At 69.0% G+C, this 23,297-nt stretch carries 18 protein-coding genes and 1 pseudogene; 4 read left to right on the top strand and 15 right to left on the bottom strand.

Going from position 1 to position 23,297, the window contains the following annotated elements; translation table 11 throughout:
- Window positions 1-92: 92 nt before the first annotated feature.
- From ACWDUA_RS08615 to ACWDUA_RS08590, 6 genes are all read right to left on the bottom strand, one after another.
- Complete coding sequence (locus ACWDUA_RS08615; protein ID WP_449750591.1) at window positions 93-263, bottom strand: hypothetical protein; 171 nt, start codon at window positions 261-263, stop codon at window positions 93-95.
- A 69-nt stretch (window positions 264-332) separates the two neighbouring features.
- Window positions 333-1,430 (bottom strand): ABC transporter substrate-binding protein, encoded by a 1,098-nt coding sequence (locus tag ACWDUA_RS08610; protein ID WP_449750590.1) that lies wholly within the window; start codon window positions 1,428-1,430, stop codon window positions 333-335.
- 97 nt (window positions 1,431-1,527) lie between these two features.
- Window positions 1,528-2,331, bottom strand: coding sequence for an ABC transporter permease (locus ACWDUA_RS08605; protein ID WP_449750589.1), 804 nt, complete (start codon window positions 2,329-2,331; stop codon window positions 1,528-1,530).
- Window positions 2,328-3,128, bottom strand: coding sequence for an ABC transporter permease (locus ACWDUA_RS08600; RefSeq protein WP_449750588.1), 801 nt, complete (start codon window positions 3,126-3,128; stop codon window positions 2,328-2,330). The genes ACWDUA_RS08605 and ACWDUA_RS08600 overlap by 4 nt, the downstream gene beginning before the upstream one ends.
- Window positions 3,094-4,029, bottom strand: a complete 936-nt coding sequence (locus ACWDUA_RS08595; RefSeq protein WP_449750587.1) for an ABC transporter ATP-binding protein — start codon at window positions 4,027-4,029, stop codon at window positions 3,094-3,096. The genes ACWDUA_RS08600 and ACWDUA_RS08595 overlap by 35 nt, the downstream gene beginning before the upstream one ends.
- A gap of 76 nt (window positions 4,030-4,105) precedes the next feature.
- Window positions 4,106-5,422 (bottom strand): DNA polymerase III subunit delta', encoded by a 1,317-nt coding sequence (locus ACWDUA_RS08590; protein WP_449750586.1) that lies wholly within the window; start codon window positions 5,420-5,422, stop codon window positions 4,106-4,108.
- Window positions 5,423-5,594: 172 nt separating this feature from the next.
- Here ACWDUA_RS08590 and ACWDUA_RS08585 point away from each other — a divergent pair, with 172 nt between their 5' ends.
- Window positions 5,595-7,055, top strand: a complete 1,461-nt coding sequence (locus ACWDUA_RS08585) for an adenylate/guanylate cyclase domain-containing protein (RefSeq protein ID WP_449750731.1) — start codon at window positions 5,595-5,597, stop codon at window positions 7,053-7,055.
- A 127-nt stretch (window positions 7,056-7,182) separates the two neighbouring features.
- Here the strand turns inward: ACWDUA_RS08585 and topA are convergent, their stop codons facing one another.
- From topA to ACWDUA_RS08570, 3 genes are all read right to left on the bottom strand, one after another.
- Window positions 7,183-10,323, bottom strand: coding sequence for a type I DNA topoisomerase (gene topA / locus ACWDUA_RS08580; RefSeq protein WP_449750585.1), 3,141 nt, complete (start codon window positions 10,321-10,323; stop codon window positions 7,183-7,185).
- 245 nt (window positions 10,324-10,568) lie between these two features.
- Window positions 10,569-11,150 carry a hypothetical protein gene (locus ACWDUA_RS08575; RefSeq protein WP_449750584.1) on the bottom strand — a complete coding sequence of 194 codons (582 nt, stop codon included), beginning with the start codon at window positions 11,148-11,150 and terminating at the stop codon, window positions 10,569-10,571.
- 108 nt (window positions 11,151-11,258) lie between these two features.
- Window positions 11,259-11,462, bottom strand: a complete 204-nt coding sequence (locus tag ACWDUA_RS08570) for a cold-shock protein (protein ID WP_004022110.1) — start codon at window positions 11,460-11,462, stop codon at window positions 11,259-11,261.
- Between the two features lie 395 nt (window positions 11,463-11,857).
- Here ACWDUA_RS08570 and ACWDUA_RS08565 point away from each other — a divergent pair, with 395 nt between their 5' ends.
- Window positions 11,858-14,215, top strand: a complete 2,358-nt coding sequence (locus ACWDUA_RS08565) for a DEAD/DEAH box helicase (RefSeq protein ID WP_449750583.1) — start codon at window positions 11,858-11,860, stop codon at window positions 14,213-14,215.
- A 109-nt stretch (window positions 14,216-14,324) separates the two neighbouring features.
- Window positions 14,325-14,866: pseudogene (locus ACWDUA_RS08560) on the top strand (hypothetical protein).
- A 25-nt stretch (window positions 14,867-14,891) separates the two neighbouring features.
- On the opposite strand, the gene ACWDUA_RS08555 reads toward ACWDUA_RS08560, so the two are convergent.
- Window positions 14,892-15,443, bottom strand: a complete 552-nt coding sequence (locus tag ACWDUA_RS08555; RefSeq protein WP_449750582.1) for a hypothetical protein — start codon at window positions 15,441-15,443, stop codon at window positions 14,892-14,894.
- A 177-nt stretch (window positions 15,444-15,620) separates the two neighbouring features.
- Between ACWDUA_RS08555 and ACWDUA_RS08550 the strand changes: the two genes are divergently transcribed.
- Window positions 15,621-17,918, top strand: coding sequence for a response regulator transcription factor (locus tag ACWDUA_RS08550; RefSeq protein ID WP_449750581.1), 2,298 nt, complete (start codon window positions 15,621-15,623; stop codon window positions 17,916-17,918).
- Here ACWDUA_RS08550 and ACWDUA_RS08545 read toward each other — a convergent pair.
- From ACWDUA_RS08545 to ACWDUA_RS08525, 5 genes are all read right to left on the bottom strand, one after another.
- A complete protein-coding gene (locus ACWDUA_RS08545) occupies window positions 17,854-20,595 on the bottom strand; it encodes a LuxR C-terminal-related transcriptional regulator (RefSeq protein ID WP_449750580.1) in 2,742 nt (913 codons plus the stop codon). The two genes, ACWDUA_RS08550 and ACWDUA_RS08545, sit on opposite strands and share 65 nt — an antisense overlap.
- Window positions 20,596-20,702: 107 nt before the next feature.
- Window positions 20,703-22,136, bottom strand: a complete 1,434-nt coding sequence (locus tag ACWDUA_RS08540) for a hypothetical protein (protein ID WP_449750579.1) — start codon at window positions 22,134-22,136, stop codon at window positions 20,703-20,705.
- A 175-nt stretch (window positions 22,137-22,311) separates the two neighbouring features.
- Window positions 22,312-22,683: an Rv3654c family TadE-like protein gene (locus ACWDUA_RS08535; RefSeq protein WP_449750578.1), complete on the bottom strand. Its 372-nt coding sequence runs from the start codon at window positions 22,681-22,683 to the stop codon at window positions 22,312-22,314.
- The gene (locus tag ACWDUA_RS08530) at window positions 22,680-23,057 is read right to left on the bottom strand and encodes a TadE family type IV pilus minor pilin (RefSeq protein ID WP_449750577.1); all 378 of its coding nucleotides are present in this window, start codon (window positions 23,055-23,057) and stop codon (window positions 22,680-22,682) included. The genes ACWDUA_RS08535 and ACWDUA_RS08530 overlap by 4 nt, the downstream gene beginning before the upstream one ends.
- The gene (locus ACWDUA_RS08525; RefSeq protein ID WP_449750576.1) at window positions 23,057-23,278 is read right to left on the bottom strand and encodes a DUF4244 domain-containing protein; all 222 of its coding nucleotides are present in this window, start codon (window positions 23,276-23,278) and stop codon (window positions 23,057-23,059) included. Before ACWDUA_RS08525 ends, ACWDUA_RS08530 begins: the two co-directional genes overlap by 1 nt.
- Window positions 23,279-23,297 lie beyond the last annotated feature (19 nt).

Below are 23,297 nucleotides of genomic sequence, written 5' to 3'. Positions count from 1 at the left end.
GGGGTGACATCGACCGAGACGGGCCGCGGCGTCGCCCCGCTCTCTCGGCTCACGAGGTCGGCGAGCCACGGAGACCGGCGAGAAAGCCCTGCTCAGTCGGCGTCGGCCACCTTTTCCGCGTCACCGTCGGTCTCGTCGTCCGTCGAGACGTCCTTGGCGAGCGGGTCGAACCCGGGAACGCCCTCGAGCACGGTGAGCTCGTTGTCGATCGCGGCCTCGACCGCCTTCGCGTCTTCCTTGAGCTTCTTGATGAAGTCCGACATGCTCACTCCTGCCTGCGGGGCCAGTCCTGCCGACAACTATAGGGCGGCCCCGCCGGCCGGATTGAACCACTACTTCTTGAGGTCGGGATTCTCCTCGTAGACCTCTTTGATCAGGGACATGTCGAAGAGCTGTTCGGGCTTGATCGAGTACCCGGCCTTGGCCAGGGCCTCGATGTTCGACGCGATCAACTCGTCGGTGATGGTCAGCAGACCGTTGGCCCTGGTGTCGTCGGAGACGACGAGGGCGTTCTGGGCGGTGGCCTGCTCGGTCTGGTTGGCCTCGTTCAGGCCGAGATCCTTGCCGTAGGTCGTGACGGCGAGGCGCGCGGACCCGGCCGGGTCGGCGACGGCGTCGTACCAGCCCTGGATGTCGGCCTTGAGGAATGCCTTGAGTTTGTCGCGCTCGTTGTCGATCGTCTCCTGCCGGACCACCAGGGTCTCGGCGACGAGCGGCAGGTTGTAGTCGGCGAACAGGAAGTTGGTGTTGTCGATCCCCTTGTCCTTCAACTCGATCGGCTCGTTGGTCACATACGCCACCCAGCCGTCGACCTGACCGGTGGTCAGCGGGGTGGGGTCGTACTGGACGGTGATCTTCTGGACGTCCGACTCGGTCATCCCGTTGGCCGTGAGCAGCGCCTTGAAGACGTTCTCGTTGGACGCCTGCACGCCGATCTTCTTGCCCTTCATGGCCTCCGGGGAATCGATCGGGTTGGATGCGAGCGACATGATGCAGAACGGGTTCTTCTGGAACGTCGCGGCCACTGTCTTGAGCGCGGCACCCTGCAGCACGACGGGGGCGGTGAGCTGCGGCGCGGTCATACCGATCCACACCTTGTTCGAGGTCAGGCCGGTTTCCACACCGGTACCCGCGCCGCCGCCGGTGAGCAGTTCCGGCGTGCCGACACCGGCGGCCTCGTAGTACCCCTTGTCGAGGGCCCAGTACTCCCCCGCGAACTCGATGTTCTTCTGCCACGACAACTGCACCTTGGGGTTGGTCGACGCCGCCCCGCTGCTCCCGGAATCGCCACTGCTGCACGCCGACAACGTGCCGGCCACGCCGAGCGCCCCGGCCGCGCCACCTGCCATCAGGGTGTAGCGCAGGAACGAGCGCCGGTCGAATCCGCGGCTGCGCCCTCCGAGCGGCGGAGACATGGGCGACTGTGACATGGTGAGGTCCTTCCTCGTATGGCCGTGCGGCCGCGATCCTTCGGTACTTCCAGAGGGCGACGCTGCCCGGCTGACTCTGCTTGTCCCCCCGGAACTCTCAGCTCTGTTGCATCCCCATCTGGGCGAGGACCACCGTCTCGAGCACACCGACGATGGCGTACAGGATGATCGAGGCAACCGTGATCACCAGCACCGATGCCCACAGCTGGTCGTAGGCTGCGGCCGGAAGTGCTTGCTGCAGTGTGGCTCCCAAACCCTTGTTGGTACCCAGCCACTCGGCCACGGTGGCGCCGATGATCGCGCCGGGCACCGACACCTTGGCCGCGCTGAACAGCGACGGCACCGCCGACGGGATCGCCGCACGCCGCAACGCCGTCCAGCGTCCACCGCCATAGACGCTGATCACGTCGTCGAGTTGGCTGGGCGCGTTGGCGAGTCCGGTCATGATCAGTACCAGCGCCGGGAAGAACACCACGATGCCACCCATCACCGCGACCACCGCCACGCCCCGTCCGACGACCAGGGTGATCAGCGGGGTCATCGCGACCAACGGCACCGATCGCAGCAGCATCGCGACGGGCATGAAGGTCTGTGCCGCAGGTCGAGACACCACGAACACCGCGGCCACCACGACTGCGGCGACCATACCGGACACGAAGCCGATCGCGGTGTCCTTCAAGGTGATCCACAGGTCGGCGAAGATCTCCGAGCGGGCCTGCGCAGAATCGGGATCGGTGAACAGGTAGGCGAACACATCGCCGGGGGTACGGCCGATGATCGGCCCGATGTCGGGGAAGGCCAGCAGGAACGCCCACCAGATCACCAGGATCAGGATGAACGACAACAACAGTGAGCCGAGGAATCGGGCCACCGACCACACACTCCCGAGTCCGACGGTCATCCGAGAACCGCCATCCCGGTGGACCATCGGGTCGCGAACCGGGCGACCACGGCCACGATCGCGTATCCGATACCCGCAACCACACCGCACAGCAGGGCGATCGCCCACACCTGCGGGATGTCGCCCGCCTGCTGCGCGATGATCATCGTCGGACCGGCCCCTTTCTCGGGCATCGCGAGGAACTCGCCGAGTACCGCGCCGAGGACGGCGGCGGGTGCGGCGATCTTGATCGCCGCCAGGGTGTTGGGCAGTGCGGCCACCGACCGCACCCGCCACAGCTGCGCAAAGCGGCCACCGCCGTAGACCTTCACCAGGTCGAGGCTGCCCTTGTGCGGGGACCGCAACCCCGACAGCGTTCCGATCATCGTCGTGAAGAACACCGAGATCGCCGCGAGGAACACGATCATGGTCTGCACCTGCGCGAAGGCCACCTGGATGATCGGGGCCACCGCGATGATCGGGGTGCAGTAGGAGATGATCGCCAGCTGCGTCGCCAGTCCCTCGACCGGCGGGATGAGGATCACCAGCAGCGCCAGCACGATGGCGAGACAGTTGCCCCACAGGAATCCGCGGACCGCCAATTCGATGGTGGCCGAGAAGTTGTCGATGTAGAACTGGATACCCCGGTCACCGATCGCCGACAACACCGCCCACGGCGTGGGGATGGTGCCGGAGAACCAGTGGAGGGCACCGGCGATCCACCACAGGCCGATCAGCCCGACGATGCCCGCCGCACCCGCGGCCCAGCGTCCACCGGTGAACCTACCCACCCACGACCTCCGCCGTGTCGGCGACATGCGCACGATCCGACGACCCCGCACGATCCGATGACCCCGGGCGATCCGACGACCCCGCACGATCCGATGACCCCGGGCGATCCGATGACCCCGGGCGATCCGATGACGCGGTGCCGAACAGCAACCCGGACAGATGGTCGTGGATGGCGTGGAACTCGGGGGTGCGCATCATCTCCGGTGTCCGCGGACGCGGCAGATCGATCGGCACCACTTCCACCACGCGACCCGGCCGGGGACTCATCACCGCGACGATGTCGGAGAGGAACACCGCCTCGGCGATGCCGTGGGTGACCATGAGGGTGGTGGCGGGCTTCTCGGTCCAGATCCGCAGCAGCTCGATGTTCAGACGCTGCCGCGTCATGTCGTCGAGCGCACCGAACGGCTCGTCGAGCAGCAGCGCCGTCGGCCGCACGACCAGCGCGCGTGCTATCGAAACACGTTGGCGCATACCACCGGACAGCATCGCGGGCTTGGCCTTCTCGAAGCCGGTGAGTCCGACGAGCTCGATCAGGTCGGCGACGAGGCCGTCGTCGGCGGGCATGCGGCCCACCTGCAGCGGCAGTTTGATGTTGGACTCCACCGACCGCCACGGCAGCAGCGCCGAGTCCTGGAAGGCGATCCCCAGTTCGTGGTTGCGTTGCAGATCGGCCGGCGACCGACCGTTCATCAGCGCGGTACCGGACGTGGGTTCCTCGAGGCCGGCCAGGATGCGCAGCACCGTCGACTTGCCGCATCCCGACGGTCCGAGCAGCGACAGGAATGCACCTTCCGACGTCTGCAGGTCCACGTCGGACAACGCGGTCACGGTGGAACTGCCACGCAGCGTGCGTGTTCCGAAAGTCTTGGTGAGACCTGAGATGTCGAGCCCGGTACCCGGGGGGCGTGGCTGCACTGGTGCCATGGGTCGCCACGTTAGGAGTCCGGTGTTGCTGTCGGATTACCGATTCGTAACCCTGTGGGGAGCGGGCCGCAGGCTCCTAGATCCGCTGGCCTGTCCGCATCGCCTGGCCGATCCGAGCGACCATCGCGTCGACGGCGAACTTCGGTTTCACGTTGACGTCCAAGGCCTCTCGGCAGTCGAGGACGGCCTCCACACACTGCAGCAGCTGTTCGGGACCCGCATAGGAGGCCATCGGCCCGACGAGATCGTCGGCCTTGTCCGGGTGCATGGCGGTGACCTGCGCACCCATCGACACCACCAGCGCGTCACGGAACAAGGCGGCGAGATCGACCAGGGCACGGTCGAGGACGTCGCGGCCGACACGGGTGGCCCGCGACTTCTGCCGCTTCTCCAGATCCTTGAGCACCCCGGCGGTGCCGCGGGGCGCCCGGGCGGTGCCCTTGCCGGTGCCACCGGCGCCCAGGGCGGTCTTGAGTTCCTCGGTCTCGGCCTCGTCGAGTGCGGCGCTGATCGCCTTTGCCGCGGCATCGGCGGACCGCACCAGATCCTCGGCCGCCTTGTACGCGGTGGAGTCGCGGGTGGCCGCGCGGGCGATGCCCAGCGCCGACTCACGCTGGGCGCGGGCGTCGGGATCGGTGGCCAGCCGCTTGGCGCGGCCGACGTGCCCGCCGCACACCGAGGCGGCCCAGCGCGCGGCATCGGGCGCGATGCCGTCGCGCTCCACGAGGACGCTCTCGATGTCGGCGACCGCAGGACTGGTGAGGGCGACGTGACGGCACCGCGAACGCAGGGTCACCGCGATGTCCTCCGGGTCGACCGACGGCGCGCACAGCAGGAACACCGTCCGCGACGGCGGTTCCTCGACCACCTTCAGCAAGGCGTTCGCGGCCTGCTCGGTGAGCCGGTCGGCGTCCTCGACGACGACGATCTGCCAGCGCCCCGTGCCCGGCCGGCGGGCGGCGAGCTGGACGATCTCGCGCATCGAGTCCACCGACAGGCTCAGCCCGGCGGGGACGATGTGCCGGACGTCGGCATGGGTGCGGGCGAGCACGGTGGTGCAGGCGCGGCACTCACCACAACCCACGACCTCCGGATGCTGACATTGCAGGGCCGCGGCGAAACAGGTCGCGGCGATCGAGCGGCCGCTGCCGGGCGGGCCGGTGAACAGCCAGGCGTGGGTCATCGACGCCCGGGTGCGAGCCTCGATCTCCTGCTCCAGATCACCACCCGCCACTTCTCCGGGAGCATCGTCGGCGGCGGGGGCGAACATCGAGACCGCACCGGCCGCGGACTCGTCGAGCCGGTCGGCCAGCCCGCGGGCGGCACGGGCGGCGTCGACGAGCTCGGCGATGATGGCCTGCTGGCCGATCATCCGATCGAAGACATTTGTCACAGCGACCACCCTAATCCGCAGTTCGGACACTTCCGCCTGCACGTATCGCGTTTAACAATTGCAAGCAGCCAGCTACCGTGGTTGGGTGGTTGAACGCCGGTCACGCCTGTCCAAGGCCCAGCACACTGTTCGCTGGCTGGCGCACACCCCGTGGCCGATCCTCGCCCTGGACATGCTGCGTTCCAATCTCGTCGGTGCACTGTTCACCTTCGCGTTCCTCCGATTCGGCATGCCCGAGTCCGACTCGTTCCGATTCAACGAGATCACCGCACTCAACCAGGCCATCTTCGCGGCCTATCTGGTGGTGGCGATGGTGGTGGGCGCGGTCCTCAGCATCCAACTGTCGCTGCCGGTCCTGATCTGGCACCGCCGTAGATCCCGCCTGGACAACCAGGGCGCCCGCAAACGGGCCCTGCAACTGCCGATGTTGCTGTCGGCGGTGAACGTCGGCATGTGGGTGGTGGGCGGCCTGCTGTTCACCTGCGTCAACCTCACCGTGTCGGTGCGCGATGCGTTCATCGTCGCGATGGCCAGCTGCATCGGTGCGCTCGTCACCTGCGTGCTGAGCTTCCTGCAGTTCGAGAAGGTGCTGCGGCCGATCACCGTCGCGGCGATGGCCAACAATCCCAACAGCGCGATCGCCCCCGGCGTGACCACCCGGATCACCGTGTTCTGGGTGATCAGCGTGGTGGCCCCGATGCTGGTGATCGTCGGCCTGATCACCATGCAGCGCCTGGGGTACATCCAGACCGACGCCGACGGGCTGATGCGTCCGATCCTGTGGATGGCACTGTCGGCGCTGGCCTTCAGCCTGCTCGCGATCATCCGTGTGGTGACCGCGATCAACGACCCGATCAAACAGCTGCGCCGCGCCCAGGCGAAGGTGTCCGAGGGTGATCTCACCGCGTCGGTGAAGATCTACGACGGCACCGACATCGGACTGCTGCAGGCCGGGTTCAACGACATGGTCACCGACCTACGCGAACGACAGCAGCTGCGCAACCTGTTCGGCCGTTACGTCGGTGAGGACGTCGCCCGCCGGGCGATCGAGATCGGAACCGAACTCGGCGGCGAGGAACGCTACGTCGGCGTGCTGTTCGTCGACATCGTCGGGTCGACGCGGCTGGCGGTCAACCGCCCACCGCGCGAGGTGGTGGACCTGCTCAACGAGTTCTTCCGGGTGGTGGTCGCCGTCGTCGGCCGCCATGGCGGGTTCGTCAACAAGTTCCAGGGTGATGCGGCGCTGGCGATCTTCGGCGCGCCCCTGGACCTCGACGACTTCGCCGGACGGGCTCTGGCATCGGCGCGGGAACTGCGCCAGGAGCTGTACGACACGCTCGGTGACACCGACATCGGGATCGGGGTGTCGGCGGGCAAGGCGATCGCCGGGCACATCGGCGCCGAGGCCCGCCTGGAGTACACGGTGATCGGTGACCCGGTGAACGAGGCCGCCCGGCTGACCGAACTCGCCAAGGACGAGCCCACCCGTGTTCTCGGGTCGGCTCGGGCGGTGTTCCTGGCCTCCCAGGAGGAGGCCACCCACTGGTCGATCGGCGAGGGTGTGGAACTGCGCGGCCGCGGCATCGAGACGTTGCTCGCGCGGCCGCTCGGGCTGGCGACCCAGATCCCGTAACCCCGGATCCCGTAGCCCCCGTCATCGCCCCGCAGACCCCGTCATCCCCCGGGCGTCATCCCTCGGGCATCGGGTCCGGGCGGCCGGGAACCCGGGCCGATCGCCGTCGGCTCGGTCCGGTGTCTGCTCAGTCCGTCGTCTTCTTCGCCGGTGCCTTCTTCGCCGGTGCCTTCTTGGCCGCAGTCGTCTTGGTCGCGGCGGTCTTCTTGGCGGTCGTCTTCTTGGCGGTCGTCTTCTTGGCGGTCGTCTTCTTGGCAGCGGTCTTCTTCGCCGCCGCGGTCTTGGTGGCCGTCTTCTTCGCCGGGGTCTTCTTGGCGGCCTTCTTGGTCGCCTTCTTGGTGGCCGGTCCCCGCGACCGGCGGTCGGCCAGCAACTCCATCGCCCGCTCGACGGTGATGGTGGCGACCTCGTCGCCCTTGCGCAGCGACGCGTTGGTCTCACCGTCGGTGACGTACGGACCGAACCGGCCGTCCTTGATCACCATCGGCTTACCGCTGACCTCGTCGTTGCCGAGTTCACGCAGCGGCGGGGCGGCGGCCTGCCGGCCGCGACGCTTGGGTTCGGAGTAGATCGTGAGCGCCTCGTCGAGGGTGATCTCGAAGATCTGGGTCTCGGTGGCCAGCGAGCGGGAGTCGGTGCCCTTCTTCAGGTACGGACCGTAGCGGCCGTTCTGCGCGGTGATCTCCTCGTTCGAGGCCGGGTCCACACCGACGACGCGCGGCAGCGACAGCAGCTTGAGCGCCTCGTCGAGGGTGACCGTGGAGATGTCCATCGACTTGAACAGCGACCCGGTGCGCGGCTTGGGACCGGTCGCCTTCTTCGCGGCCTTCTTCGCCGTCTTCGTGGCGGCGGTCTTGGTGGTCGCGGTCTTGGTGGTCGCGGTCTTGGTGGCTGTTGTCGTGGCGCCGGTGCCGGCTGGGGTGTCGTCGAGCGGCACGATGTCGGCGTCGGCACCGCCGTCACGCGGGGTGGGACCGGCCGGGATGGTGGCCGGCGCCGGGGCGGAACCGCCGTCGTCGGTGTCGGTGTCGGGTTCGTCGTCCGGCGGCAGCACCTCGGTCACGTACGGTCCGAAGCGGCCCTCCTTGGCGACGATCTCGTTGCCGCTGACCGGGTCGACACCCAACGAGCGCCCTTCTTGCGGCGTGGCGAACAGCTTCTCGGCCACGGCGAGGGTCAGCTCGTCGGGGGTCATGTCCGCGGGCAGGTTGGCGCGCTGCAGATCGGGTTCGGCGTCGGGGCCCTGGGCCACGTTGCGCTCGAGGTACGGCCCGAACCGGCCGACCCTGACGTACACCGGGCGGCCCTGCTCGTCGTCGAACAGACGGATCGAGTTGACCTCGCGGGCGTCGATCTCCTCGAGGTTCACCCCGACGAGCTTCTTCAGGCCGCCGTGCTTGGCGATCTCCGAACCGGCGATCTCCGCGTCGTGCTGGGCGTCGGGGGCGGCGTCACCGAAGTAGAACTCGGTGAGCCACCGGGTGCGGTTCTCCCGGCCGTTGGCGATCTGGTCGAGATCGTCCTCGAGGGAGGCGGTGAAGTCGTAGTCCACCAGGCTCTGGAAGTAGGCCTCGAGCAGGCCGACCACGGCGAACGCGATCCACGACGGGACCAGCGCGTTGCCCTTCTTGATGACGTAGCCGCGGTCCTGGATGGTGCCGATGATCGAGGCATAGGTGGACGGGCGGCCGATGCCGAGCTCCTCGAGCACCTTGACCAGCGAGGCCTCGGTGTAGCGGGCGGGCGGATTGGTGGTGTGGCCGTCGGCGGCGAGGTCGGTGGCGGTCAGTGCCTGCCCCTGGGTGAGCACCGGCAGCCGGTTCTCGGCGTCGTCGGCCTGGCCACCGGCCTGGTCGTCGACGGTCTCGACATAGGCCGACAGGAAGCCGGGGAAGGTGATGGTGCGACCCGACGCGGCGAACGTGCAGGTCTCGCCGGAGGTGGCGGTGCCGCCGATCCGGAGGCTCAGCGTGGTGCCCTTGGCGTCGGCCATCTGGCTGGCCACCGTGCGCTGCCAGATCAGTTCGTACAGCCGGAACTCGTCGGTCTCGAGCTGGCCGGCCACCTGACCGGGAGTGCGGAAGGTCTCGCCCGCCGGACGGATCGCCTCGTGGGCTTCCTGGGCGTTCTTGACCTTTCGCGTGTACTGCCGCGGGGTGGGGTGAACGAAGCTGTCGCCGTACAGCTCCCGCGCCTGCGCCCGCGCGGCGTTGATCGCCGACTCGCTGAGCGTGGTGGAGTCGGTACGCATGTAGGTGATGAAGCCGTTCTCGTACAGCCGCTGCGCGATGCGCATGGTGCGGTCCGACGAGAAGCGCAGTTTGCGACCCGCCTCCTGCTGCAGCGTCGAGGTCATGAACGGTGCGTAGGGGCGCCGGGTGTATGGCTTCTCCTCCACCGAGGTGACCGTCATCGCCGCACCGTCGAGTGCCGATGCCAGGGCGGTGGCGCGGGCCCGATCGAGCACGATGACGCCGTCGGTCTTCTTCAGCGCACCCTGCGGGGTGAAGTCGCGACCGGTCGCCACGCGGGCGTCGTCGACCGACACCAGCCGTGAGGTGAAGGTGCGGGGCGTGGTGGAGGCATCGGCGCCGACATCCATCACCGCGTCGATGTCCCAGTAGTCGGCGGAGACGAACGCCATCCGCTCACGTTCGCGTTGGACGATGATGCGGGTGGCCACCGACTGCACACGGCCCGCCGACAGCTTCGGCATCACCTTCTTCCACAGCACCGGCGACACCTCGTAGCCGTAGAGGCGGTCGAGGATGCGGCGGGTCTCCTGCGCGTCGACGAGGTCGATGTCGAGGTCGCGGGGATTCTCCGCGGCGGCCCGGATGGCCGGTTCGGTGATCTCGTGGAAGACCATCCGCTTGACCGGGATCCTGGGCTTGAGCGTCTCGAGGAGGTGCCAGGCGATGGCCTCCCCCTCGCGGTCACCGTCGGTGGCGAGGTAGAGCTCGTCGACGTCGCGCATCAGCGACTTGAGTTCGGTGACGGTGCTCTTCTTGTCCGGGGACACCACGTAGAGCGGTTCGAAGTTGTCGTCGACGTTGACGCCCAGGCGCGCCCAGGGCTGGCCCTTGTACTTGACCGGGACATCGGCGGCACCGCGGGGAAGGTCCCGGATGTGCCCACGGGAGGACTCCACCACGTAGTTCGACCCGAGGTAGCCGGCGATCTTGCGCGCCTTGGTGGGCGACTCGACGATCACGAGCCGACGGATCGCCTTGCCACTGGAGGTGGTCGTGGTGCTGGTCTCGGCCAACGCGGGTCCTTCGCTTCTGAACCGGGCCGGGCGACCTCGGTTCGGGTGTAGTCAGTTCGGTTTGTACCTCATTATTAGTGCCGATTGCACATCGCAATTCCCGGTCCCCGCCGATCATCACCCGGAGCGACGCCGAAAGCCACCGAAGATCCCCTGGTCAGAGGACACTCGATGGAGTTGCATGATGATCGGGAAAACCGATGGGATTCTCGTCGGACAAGCCCAGATCGTGCGGTCTGCGCGAGTCACCAGTGCTCGCGTGGCCACTGGTGCGGCGCCGCCTGCGACGGTGGTGCGCCGACGTACTCGGCGAGACGATCGAGACGCCGGCGTCCGGCCACGCGCAATGCCGGCGCCTGGCCGCGGGTGCCCACCAGGGTCGGCGCGATGCCGGCCCGCATCAGGGCGGTGGACAGCAGCGCGTGGGAGTCCGGGCAGTGCGGGTCGAGGCCCAGAAGATAGTGATCGACATCACCGCGACCGGAGGCAAGAGCCCAGAACCGCAGGGCCCGCGGGGTGGGCACCCAGCCGGTCGGCATGGTCTTGACCGCCCCCGTCGACCAGGCACGATGCAGTTCGTCGAGGCGGTGATCGACCGTGGTGCGGGCGAGCGGACTCCCCTCCTCCGAGACCGCGACGTCGGCGACGAGGCCGGTCGCACGGATCTCGGCGACGATCGCCTCGGCCCGCCACCGGGCATCGACGACGACCGAGACGCGGGTACCCGACTTCGTGCTCACCGACTGCCCGGTGCCGGCCAGGAGACCGGCGAGGTCGTCGATCACCGGCTCATCGGTCTCCGCCGAGAAGAACGCCAACTGGCCCACGGCCACGACCCTACTTCCCCTCCACACAAAAAACCGCCCCCGGCCTGGAAACCCAGGTCAGGAGCGGTTTTCGATCGAGTAGCCGGGTGGCTACCTCGTCGGCGAGTCTCAGACGGCGCGAACGCCGGTCGCCTGCGGGCCCTTGGTGCCCTGACCGACCTCGAACTCCACGCGCTGGTTTTCTTCGAGGGTGCGGAAACCGGATCCCTGGATCTCGGAATAGTGGACGAACACGTCGTCGGACCCCTCGTCAGGCGCGATGAAGCCGAAGCCCTTCTCCGCGTTGAACCACTTCACAGTTCCCTGTGCCATTACTGCATTCCTTTACATACATTCCATCTGACACGGTGCGAGGTGACCCCGCACCGTGGCCGGTCTGACCGCCATACCTCGAAGAAGCTCCCCCCGGTTCAGATGACCCGGTGGAGGTAAACTCAGTACCACGGCTGCAACCCGATTCCCCCAACACACCGCAGTGACGATGCACCGGAAGAAGCTGCGGCCGAAGACAGTCAATCACGTTCGGAGCGTCAGCGATAGTCAACGGTCCCACCGTGCGCGAAAAGACTGCGATTTCCCCCGCAGATGCCCCTGCCTGTAACATTCGCGGAGATGACGCGCCAGATACGGCCCATATCGATCAGGTCTCGAATCCCTGTCCGGCGAGCAAATTCCGGGCTCCGGCGCCCCTGATCCGCCTCGACCAGATGATTCCCCACACGTTTGGCACCGACCTTCTCCGCCGATCTCTCGCCGGAACCGGAACGGACTCCGGTCCCGTCACGCATCTGTCCGTCATCCCCACCCGCACAGCACGTTTCGCCGAGTGGCCGGCATGGGTCGACGACGCGGTCCGCGAGGCGTTCATCGATTCCGGTATCGACCGTCCGTGGGTCCACCAGGCGCAGGCCGCCGACCACGCCGCGGCCGGACACCATGTCGCGATCTCCACCGGCACCGCATCCGGAAAATCACTGGCGTACCAGTTGCCGATCCTCGATGCGATGGTGCGTGACCAACGATCCACCGCCTTGTACCTCGCTCCGACAAAGGCTTTGGGCGCCGACCAGATCCGTGCGGTGACATCGCTGATCGCCGGCCGATCGGCGTTCTCCCATCTGGCACCGTGCGCGTACGACGGCGACACCGATCCGGAGATCCGCCACTGGGCACGCACACACTCGCGGTGGATCTTCACCAACCCGGACATGCTGCACATCGGCATCCTCACCGGGGTCTTCGCCGGCGGCGGCGCGGCCGGTCCCACGCGCGGCCACTGGCGCGGTTTCCTGCGCAACCTCCGATACATCGTCGTCGACGAATGCCACCACTACCGCGGGGTGTTCGGCGCACACACCGCGCTGGTACTACGACGTCTGCTGCGTCTGGCACGCGCGTGCGGCTCCGATCCCACCGTGATCGCCGCGAGCGCCACCGTCGCCGATCCGGCCGCCGCACTGACCCGGCTGATCGGCGAACCGGCGGTCGGTGTCACCGACGACGGGTCCCCGCGCGGCGAACGGACCATCGCCCTGTGGGAACCGGACTTCGTACCCGGGGTCACCGGCGAGAACGACGCCCCGGTCCGGCGATCCGCCGGCGTCGAATCCGCCCGCCTGCTGGCCGATTTCGTGATCGAGGGCGCCCGCACCCTGTGCTTCGGCCGGAGCCGGCGTGGCGTGGAGATCACCGCGCTCGGCGCGCGAGAGGCCCTGGCACACAGTGCACCCGAACTGGTCGACAAGGTGGCCGCCTACCGCGCCGGATATCTGGCCGACGATCGCCGGCGACTCGAACGGCAGATCTCCGAGGGCGAACTCGTCGGGGTGGCCACCACCAACGCCCTCGAACTCGGCGTGGACATCAGCGGTCTCGACGCGGTGATCATCGCCGGATATCCCGGCACCGTCGCGTCGTTCTGGCAGCAGGCGGGACGTGCTGGACGTCAACGTACTTCGGGTGACGCCCTGGTGGTGCTGGTGGCCCGTGACGATCCGCTCGACACCTACCTGGTGCATCATCCGGCGGCCCTGCTCGACACCCCGGTCGAGGCCCCGGTGTTCGACCCGCGCAACCCCTATGTCCTGGGCCCCCACCTGCTGTGCGCGGCCACCGAGTTCCCGTTGCAGGACGCCGAGATCGACGCCTGGGGAGCGCGGGACACCGTCGACGAACTCACCGCCCAGGGCCTGCTGCGGAGGCGGAAGGCCGGCTGGTATCCGGCGGCAGGCGTGGACCCACACGGCGACATCGACATTCGCGGCGGGATCGCCGGGCAGATCCTGATCGTCGACCAGACCACCTCCGAACTGCTCGGCACCGTCGACTCCGGTCGCGCACCGTCGAGCGTGCACCCCGGCGCCGTGCACATCCACCAGGGCCGCAGCTACGTCGTCGACGAACTCGACCTCGACGACGGTCTGGCCCTGGCCCATCCCGAGGAACCCGACTGGACGACGTCGGCGCGCGAGACCACCGAGGTGGTGATCACCGAGATCATCGAACAGACCACCCACGGACCGCTGACCGTCGCGCTCGCCGACGTCGACGTCACCCATCAGGTGGTCGGCTACCTGCGGACGTTGCTGTCGGGGGAGGTGCTCGACGCCGTCGAACTCGACATGCCGCGCCACACCCTGCACACCCGCGCGGTGTTCTACACCGTGCCCGACGACGATCTCGCCGCACTCGGCATCGACGCCACCCGGCTGCCCGGGGCCCTCCATGCCGCCGAGCACGCGGCGATCGGACTGCTGCCGCTGATCGCCACCTGCGACCGGTGGGACATCGGCGGGCTGTCGACCAACAGCCACGCCGACACCGGCCTGCCCACCGTGTTCGTCTACGACGGCTACCTCGGTGGAGCCGGTTTCGCCGAGCGCGGTTACACCGAGTTCGCCACCTGGATCTCCGCCACCCGCGATGCGGTCGGCGCCTGCGGATGCGAGAGCGGCTGCCCGTCGTGCGTGCAGTCCCCCAAGTGCGGCAACGGCAACGACCCCCTGGACAAGGCGGGAGCCGTGGAGACGCTGTCGGCGATCACGAGGTGGCTGTCGGAGACCTGATCGCAGGTGCGATCTCTGGAGGTGATCGCATATCCGATCTCCGGACGACACCTCGCGTATCGACTACCGCGTCGGCGCGAACGAGGTGACTTTCGGCAATACTGGTCCGATGCATGACCGGCTGTCCGGAGACTCGACCCCCTCACGGACGATTCTGCGGGCCCGCCCGGTGTACTTCCTGCTCGCCCGACCGACCCAGGACGTCGACCGGACGCCGTCGACGATCGGCGAGTGGGACGTGTTCGACTCCGAGGCACAGGCCCTCGACCCCTCGACGCCCTCGACATCCACTACGCCTGGTGCGCCGTCCGCCACGGCGGTCACATCCTCGCCGACACCGCACAGTGGTATCTGCAGAGCGCCATGGTCGGGCCGCGGATCAACCCCGGGCTCGGCGAGGTGTACCTGGCCACCGCCGACCACGACACCGGTGAGATGTGGGCGGCGGCCGGGGGCTTCCTCACCGAGGGCGAGGTGGTGCACTGGGCGCCGTTCGTCCAGGCCGTCCGCCCGCGCGTGCGCACCGCCACCGGCGGCGGACTCGAACTGGCCTACCGCGGTGACACCGACGTGCACTTCGGGCAGGTCTGGTTCGCACCCATGCACTCCACACGGGTGTATCCCAAACGGATCGTGGTGGATTCGGCCTGACCAGCCGGGCGGTGGCGGTGCGCGCTCACGCACCGCATTCCGGCGAATAGCCGTAGCGGTCCTGGTTGCACCAGGTGACCGCGTAGCCCTCGTTCCCGAAGCCCGTCATGGTCATGTACGTGACGCCGGCGGCGTCGGCGGTGAGCACGCCGTGATAGGTCGCCCCGGCGTGCATCGAGCCCGATACACCGTCGCCGACCACCGAGGTCCGGTTCACCAGCGTCATGTCGACGCCGCCGCCGGATATGCCCCAGGTGAGCGTCCATTGCTCGCCGTTGGCGGCACCGCTGAACACCGACATCGTGCCGGTCCCACCCGCCGACAACGTCATGCTGCGGGTGTGTCCGACCCACTCCCCCGCATAGGCGACGGTATCGGCTCGGGGGCTCGTCGAGGTCGGCGACGTCGCCGGCGTCGGTGCCGCGCCCACTGTCTCCGTGTGTGTCTCGGTGACCACGACGACCGGCACCGACGACCCGGTGGTGGTGGTGTCCGCCGAGCCGCAGCCGACCACGGTGCCGGCGAGTCCCACGCCGGCGAGAAGCACGATCGGAAGCCGTCGAAGTGCGATACCCATTCACCGATCGTGGCATCGAGATCGGTGTGGGCCCAGGATCGTCGTATGCCCGGACGACATCATCCGGACTGCTGCGCCCGGACACCGCGGTCGGTGCACAGTCGGCGATTCCGGCCCGCGGCGATATTACCGTCGAGTAGCCTGAGCGGGTTCGGTCCACAGAGCAGTGAGTCGAGGATGTCTGCGACGACGCGTGAAGCCATCACCCCGCCGCCGGGACTGACGCTGATCGTCGGCGCCTCGACGCGGGAATCGCGCCGCACCGTCGACGCCATCCTGACGCGGGCCGGGCGGTCCGGAGCCCTGGTCCTGCGGCATCGGTTCACCGCCGACCGCGCCCACCCACTCGGTGCGCTCCAGTCGTTGCTCCGTCACATCACGTTGCCCGTCGACGACGATCATCTCGCCTCTCGCCTGCTCCGACGGCTGCAACGACTCGTCGCGTCCGCCGAACCCGATGTCGCCGAACCCGATGTCCTGGCCATGATCGGTGGGCTGGTCGGACTGGCCCGGGCGGCCGAACCGATGGGCCCGGCGATCATCCTGCTCAACGATCTCGACCTGATCGACCGGGCCAGCGCCGACGTTCTCGTGGGCGTCGCCCGCCGACTCCGCGACCAGCCGATCGCGATCCTCGCCACGGCATCCCCCGACGCCGCGGTCGACGACCGGATCGTCACCCGCCGTTGGCATCTGACCGACACAGGGCCCGAGGCGGGGACGCCGGAGATGCCGACCGATCCCACCGAGGCCACCCGGCGTGCGCTTGCCGAGCTCCGGTCGGGCGACATCGACCGGGCGGCAAGCGAACTCGCCGGCGCGGTGGAGTCCGGTACCGACCCGGAGACGCGAGGCCGGCTACTGGCGGCCGCGGCCGGGGTGGCCGCCGACGTGACCGCCAACCTCGACCAGGTGTCGCTGCTGCTACGACAGGCGCTGTCTGCCGACCGGACCGCCGCGATGTCACTCGAAGCCCAGGTGGCACACCTGCATCTGGGCCTCGGCAGCGGTATGCGGCTGACCACACTGGCCCACTCGATCGCTGCGGGGCTACGCGATCACGACCGGATCGCGGGCCGCTGGGTACTCGACGAGGCCCTCTGGGTGATGTTCCTGGTCGCCTCGTCGGACGAGTCCGATGACATCTGGGACCTGTTCTCCGACACGGTATCCCGTCTCGGAGATCGGGTCTCGACGTGGGCGACGATCGCCGCTGCGGCCGTCGGCTCGGGTGCCGGGGGTCGTGCGCCGGCGGAGGACTCGCGCATCCTCGCCTCCACCGACGACCCCGCCCAGACGATCCGGGTCGCCTTCGCCACCAACACGCGCGAGCGCCACTACTGGTGGCGAGATGGCCTGGAACGACTGTGGACTCGTCGGTATCCGACGGCATCGGCGATCTATGCGGCAGTGCTGCTCACCGCCGACGGCATCGACAACGGCAACTGGGATCGCGCCGCGTCGATCGCCGCCCACGGACTCGCACTACGAGCCGATCGCGATCATCATCCGGTGTCCGAGGCGTGGCTGCACCATGGCCTCGGAGTCCTCGACGCCCATCGCGGAAACGACTCCACAGCAAGCGAACACGCCGACTTCCTCGCGGCATGGTCGACTCCCCGCGGTGCTCGGCGGCTCCGAGACCGGTCGGTGCACATCCGTGCGGCCGGCGCTCTGGCGGCCGACCAGCCGCGTCGGGCGCACCGCCTTCTCGCCGGCCTCTCCGGGAACGCCGACTACGGCGAGCTGATCGCATTCGACGACCGCACCGCACTCGAGTTCGCCGAGGCCGCCCAGCGCAGCGACGCCCGCGACCATCTCGCGGCCCTGCATCGACGGCTGACCGAGATGCTCGACGCCCCCGGGCGCACCGTCATCGGCCCCGACTCCGACCCCGGCTACCGCCGGGCGCGCTCGACGATGCTCTTCCTCGGAGCCCTGGCGATCACCACGTCGGATGTCGAGGTGTTCACCCACACACTCGCCCGACCCGACCGAGACCGGTGGCCGTTCACGACCGCACGGGTCCGGCTGGCATTTGCTCGGGTGCTGCGCCGCGACAGCGGTCCCGCCGCCGTGGCCTGCGCCGGCGACCAGCTGCGCCGGGCCGCCATGACCTTCCAGCTCCTGGGTGCGCGGCCGTGGCTCGAACAGACACGCCGCGAACTGCACAGCCTGGGTGTCCTCACCGGTATCGCGTCGAGTACCGGGTTCGAGCGACTCGGCGCCACCCAGCAGCGGATCGCGGAGATGGCCGCCGCGGGGCGCACCAACCGTGAGATCGCCACGCAACTCGTGATGTCGCCGAGCACGGTGGGCACCCACCTGCATCACGTGTACGGTGTCCTCGGCGTCCGATCCCGTGCGGCACTCCGAGACCTGTTGCACCCGAGGAACTCCGAGGGCGATCTCAGTCGGCCGGCCCAGGATCGGATAGCTGCGCCAGAGCATCACGGAGAGCCAGCCGCGACGTGACCGTCAGCTTCGCGTACACCCGATGCAGATGGTTGCCGACGGTGCGCGGGGACATCACCAGACGGGCGGCGATGTCCTTGTTGCTCAGCCCCTCCGCGGCCAGTGCGGCGATATGTCGTTCGCGCGGGGTCAGAGGTCGCGGCGAGGCGTCGGCTCCCGACGTGGATGTCTTGCGACGAGTGGCGGCGGTGGCCTCCCATTCCCGGTGCGCCCAGTCGGCCCACGGCTGGGCACCGATGCGCGAGAAGGCCGACGCCGCATCGGCCAGCAGCGGCCTCGACCGAGCCAGGGCATGACCGCGGCGCAGTGCCGAACCGGCGAGGAACTGAACCCGTGCACGGTCGAACACCCAGCGTTCGGTTCCGGGGACGGCGAGCGCCTCGGCGAAGAATCGATGGGCACTCGCACCGGACGACACCAGTGCACACGAGGTCAGATACAGCATCTGCGCCGGCGCGGATCGCTCCGGATAGCCGCCACGCTGCATGGCGGTCACGTGACGTCGTGCCACGTCGCGGCGCCCGGTCCGTACGGCCGCATGGACGATCTCGAAGTCGACGGCTGTCGCCCACCAGCTCGGTTCCAGACAGGTTCCCGGTGGTGTGATCGCGGCGAGGTGGGTGTAGGCGGATTCGTGATCGTCGCGCGCCGTTGCACAGATCGCGAGAACATGTTCGGCACACCCGGTGACAGTGTGGGCCCGGCGCGGAAGTGCCCAGGCGGCAGTCGATTCCGCAATCCGGATCGCGATGTCCACCTCGCCTCGCCGCGCGTGTGCGATGGCCAGGTGATAGTCGGCCGCCCACCCCAGCATGTTGGGGGCGACCGTGGGGTCGTGGTCGCGGTGGCGCACACCGCCGTGCGCGGCGATCACCGCGGCGTACTCACCACGGTTCAGGTCGTCGAGCGAGAGCTGCAGGTCGATCCACATCTTGATCATGGGGAGGTCGCGCCGGGTCGCAAGATCCGACATCGCCTCGATCGCTTTCCGACACTCACCGAGATGATCGACGGCCGAGGCGGTTTCGCCGATCAGCACCACGTCGACCGGCGGCGTCGACGGATCGTCGAGGCGCAGGATCAGCGCATCGATTCGCGCCATGTCGACCCGGCCGTCGACCGTCGCCTCGTCGAGCGGGTGCCGGGAATCGGGCGAGAGTCGCTCGACCGCGGCGTGATAGAAGTCCCACCGTTCCGGCCGGCGGGCCAGCCATGTGGCCCAACGCAATGCGCGCAGGGCGTCGACGACCACCGGTCCGGCGTACGGCGTCACGCCGTGGTGCACCACCGGCTGCCGATCGAGCACCGAGTGCAGGATGCGGTGTGCGGCATCGATGTCGCCGCGCGGTCCATGGGCGAGGACGGCGGCGGCGCCGGTCGCGGCCACGAGCGATCGACCGAAGTACGGGTCGTCGGTGCGCAGGTGCTCCATCAGCTCGGCGGCGAGGGCGACGTCGGTGACCGCGGCGACGCCCACCGCCCGACCGATGAGGCGCGCCCGGCGGGCCGAGGTGGGTGCACGAGTCGCCGCCTCCCGCAGCAGGGCGACACCGTCGTCCACATTCCCTGCGGCCACTTTGATCTCGGCGAGAAGCGACAGCCCCAGGATGATCTCGGCGGCATCGGCGGGCGCTGTGTGCCGATCCCGGCGGAGACCCACGAGATGGTCTTCCAGTGCTGTGGCCCGCCCGGGTTCGACGCCGGTCGCCGCGATCCGGATCAGGGTGTCCTGCTCATCGCCGGTGCATCGTGCCCAGGCCAGGGAGTCGTCGAGGATCCGCGACCGCCTGGCCTCGTCCGTACCGGAACCCGATGGCAGGGCCAGTGAACGCAGGAACTCCACGAGTGCCCCGTCGGGATCGGGCACCGCGTGGGTGCTTCCCGGCGGTGGGGTGTCGCGTGCACGTCGACGCAGCCGACGGCTGATCGGCAGTACACGCGGCAGGTCACCGGTACCGGCACGTTGCCGGGACGAGAGGGAATCAGCGATCTCGTCGAGCACCAAAGGATTTCCGGAAGACCAGCCGATCACCTGCGCGGCGACGGTATCGGCGATGTCGGGGTGTCGTCGTCTCAGCAGAATCCCCGCCGATCCGGTGTCGAGCGGGGCGAGGTGGATCGTCGTGGTCGGCGGCGCAGGATCGAGAGCGGCGCCATGCGTGCCGAGCAGGATGCCCGTCGCGGGGATACCGGCACACGCCGCGATGACCCTGCACGAGAACGGATCGGCGAGGTGGTGATCGTCGACGACCACGAGCAGACCTGCCGTCGCGGCCAGATCGGCGAGAAGCGCCCGCGTGTCGGCGATGACGGTGTCCTCGTCCGGCCGGGTCCCGTCGTCGAGGCCCAGCGCGATCCGCAGCGCGGTCGGCGCCGCAGGTTCCGTGACCACCGGCAGGAGCAGTTCCTGGAGAGTGGCGAAGGGGATATCGGTCTCGGACTCCGTGCCCGAGGCGCGCAGCACCGTGATCCCTGCGGCGTCGGCGCGCGCGGCACAACCGGTCATCAGTGTCGTGACCCCGATCAGCGGCGCACCCACCACGCCGACCACGGGCGCATCCCCCGCCGTGATGGCGACGATGAACCCGTCGAGCAGCGCGAGTTCGGCACGACGCCCGACGATCGGGTCGGTGCGATGCGCACGCGGCCTCGCCTCGTCGTCGATGATCGTCAGCACGTCGCTCCCACCGTCTTCGCGGCCCTCGCCGTCGGGACACCCACTGTCAGGGGCCGGAGGACCGAACACTAGTCGGCGCCACCGGCCCCCGCGGGGGGATGGTGAGATCAGTCCGTGGTGGCGGCGCCGCCCGACGACGCCGTCTCGGCGGTCCCGGCCGTACCGTGGTCCGTCGGCGCGGCGGACGATCCCGCACCCTCGTCGGCCGCGGGGGCCGGGGCCGAGGGGGCCGGGGCCGAGGGGGCCGGGGCCGTGGGGTTCGGGGCCGTGGGGTTCGGGGCCGTGGGGTTCGGGGCCGTGGGGTTCGGGGCCGTGGTCGGCGAACAGGCCGGGTCGCCGGAGTCGCTCGACGCCGGTTCCGTCGTGTCGGGCGTCGCCGTCTCGGGAACGGCCGTCCCGGGGGCACTCGCCTCGGGCGTGGTCGGTGCGGGAGTGGTCGGTGCGGGAGTGATCGGTGCGGGAGTGGTCGGTGCGGGAGTGATGGTCTCCGGCGCAGGTGCCTCCGCTGTCCCGGCCCCGGCGACGCCCGGAGTGGACACCGCGGTGGTCGTGTCCGTCGTTTCGGCCGTCGGCAGGGTCACCGTGATCGATCGTGTGCTGCTGGTGGCCGCCGTCTTGGGATGCGGGCTGAACGGCGACGTACCGTCGAGGATCGCCGCGATGTCGTGCTGCAGCGACTGCAGCGCGGGAATGCTGCCGAACAGCGACGACCCGTTGGGACCGCCGTCGGCACCGCCGAGGAGGCCACCCGACGTGATGGTGAATCCCGGGATGTCGATGCCGAGGAACGCGCCGAGGTCGGGACCGGTGCCACCGTTGAGGAAGCCGCTCGCGACCTTGCCCGGGAAGGTGAGGAGCGCGTTCACCACCGAGACGGCGTCACCGGCCTCGGCCGCGTCGATCAGTGCCTGGATCCCGTCACCGAGGCCGCCGTAGGCACCGGCGATCGGGCTGATCAGCGCGATCCCGCCGATCAGGATCGTGTTGGCGAGCTGCCATTTGACGACCGCATCGAGATTCTCCAGGGGTTCGGAGAGTGCCGCGACGATCGGGGCCAGGGTGCCGCCGAAGAGATCGAGCCCCTTCAGGACGGGCATCAGGACCGCGATGAACACCTGATTCAGGGCCCCGTCGACATTGCCCGCGGCGAGTTCACTCTGCGCCGCCGCGAGGTGGCGCGGCAGATCGGTCTGCAGGGAGGCGACGAGGTTCGGTCCGATCTCGCCGAGTGCGGCCCCGATGGCCTCGGCATGTCCGGCCTGGTTGGCCAGGATCGCCGCGAGGATGGGGGTGGCGCCCTGGGTGTCGAGGGTCGTGCCGATCTCCTGCAGGTTCGCCAGGGTCTGGGCGATGACCTGCTGGTAGTACATGATCGGCGACGGTTCCGGCGTCGCGGTGACAGCCGCGGTGGTGGCCGCGTCGGCGGCTGCGATCGGTGCCGCCGCCGAGGCGAACGGGGCGGCCACGGCCGCGGTGACGCCTGCGGCGGCGAGGCCCATCATCAGTCCGCTCCGGCGGCGCGGGTTACGTGCGATGTGCACTTCGATTGCTCCTTGTCTCGCTGTGATCAGGCAAGCCCCGCCCCCGTACGGATGCTCGTCTGTGACGCCTCTCAGGGCGGTCACAGGAACGAAGTCTGCGATCGTCACAACGCGGGTCGGCGGAGATTCGGAATCGTCTGGACAAATGACTCATCTTGTTCGGATCGATCACGATCTACGCCGGTCCCGCCCGCGCGACCGCCTCGGCGCGCCGTACACCCAAGGGCCCCAGGTCCACCGCGACCTCGGCACGCACCACCACATCGGAGTCGGCTGTCCGGCAGTCGACGACCCGCGCAGGCGGCGACTGCCACCGCGCCACGCGCACGGCCACCGCACACGGGTCCGGCCCGGCGGCGACATGCTCGGCCGCGGCGGCCAACGCGGCCAGGTCCGCCGCCGACTGCGCACGATGCCGCGCGAGCGCAGCCGCACCGAACGCCATGACCAGGAGGATCACCGCGACCACCGCGACGATCACCCCGGTCGCGGCAAGGGTGGCGAAGCCGGCCTCGTCGTCGGCGAGCCGCTTCGGCCCGGACTTCACGGCTGCACCCGGGGGGCGAAGACCACCTGATCGGAGCCGTGCGGCTCAGGGACGGCCACCGCCCGAGCCGACATGGTCAGCCCGGGCAGCATCAACACGCCATCAGCCACCTCGACGACGATCCGATCGTCGTTCTCGCTCACGGTGATCCGTGCCCGGTCGCCGACCAGCCGCTGCCCGGCGGCGCGGGCGGCGGGGTCGTCGGCAGCGGTCAACCGGGCCACCTCGCGGGCGGCGTCGGTACACCTGATCGAGGTGATGGCCGCCCCGATCCCGCCGAGAGCGAGGATCAGGACGACGACGATCGCCGCGATCGCATACGCCCCCTCGACGCTCGCCATCCCGTCCTCGTCACCGCAGAGCCCGGCCATCATCAGCCCACCGACGTGTTCAGGGCCTTGTCGATGATCCCGGTCAACGCGCTGACGATGTCACCACCGGTGACCACTGTGTAGAGGATCGCGCCGAAGGCCGCGGCCGCGATGGTGCCGATGGCATATTCGGCCGTGGACATCCCGCTCTCGTCGGTCAGCAGACGCAGCGCCTGCTCGTCGAGCCAGGCACGGGCGGAACGGTAAGTTCTTCTGGGCGACATGATCTTTCCTGTTCTCTCG

This window comes from Gordonia sp. NPDC003376 (genome assembly GCF_053589235.1).
Note: the sequence above shows the minus strand (reverse complement) of the source record. Positions and strands in the feature narration are given on the sequence as shown.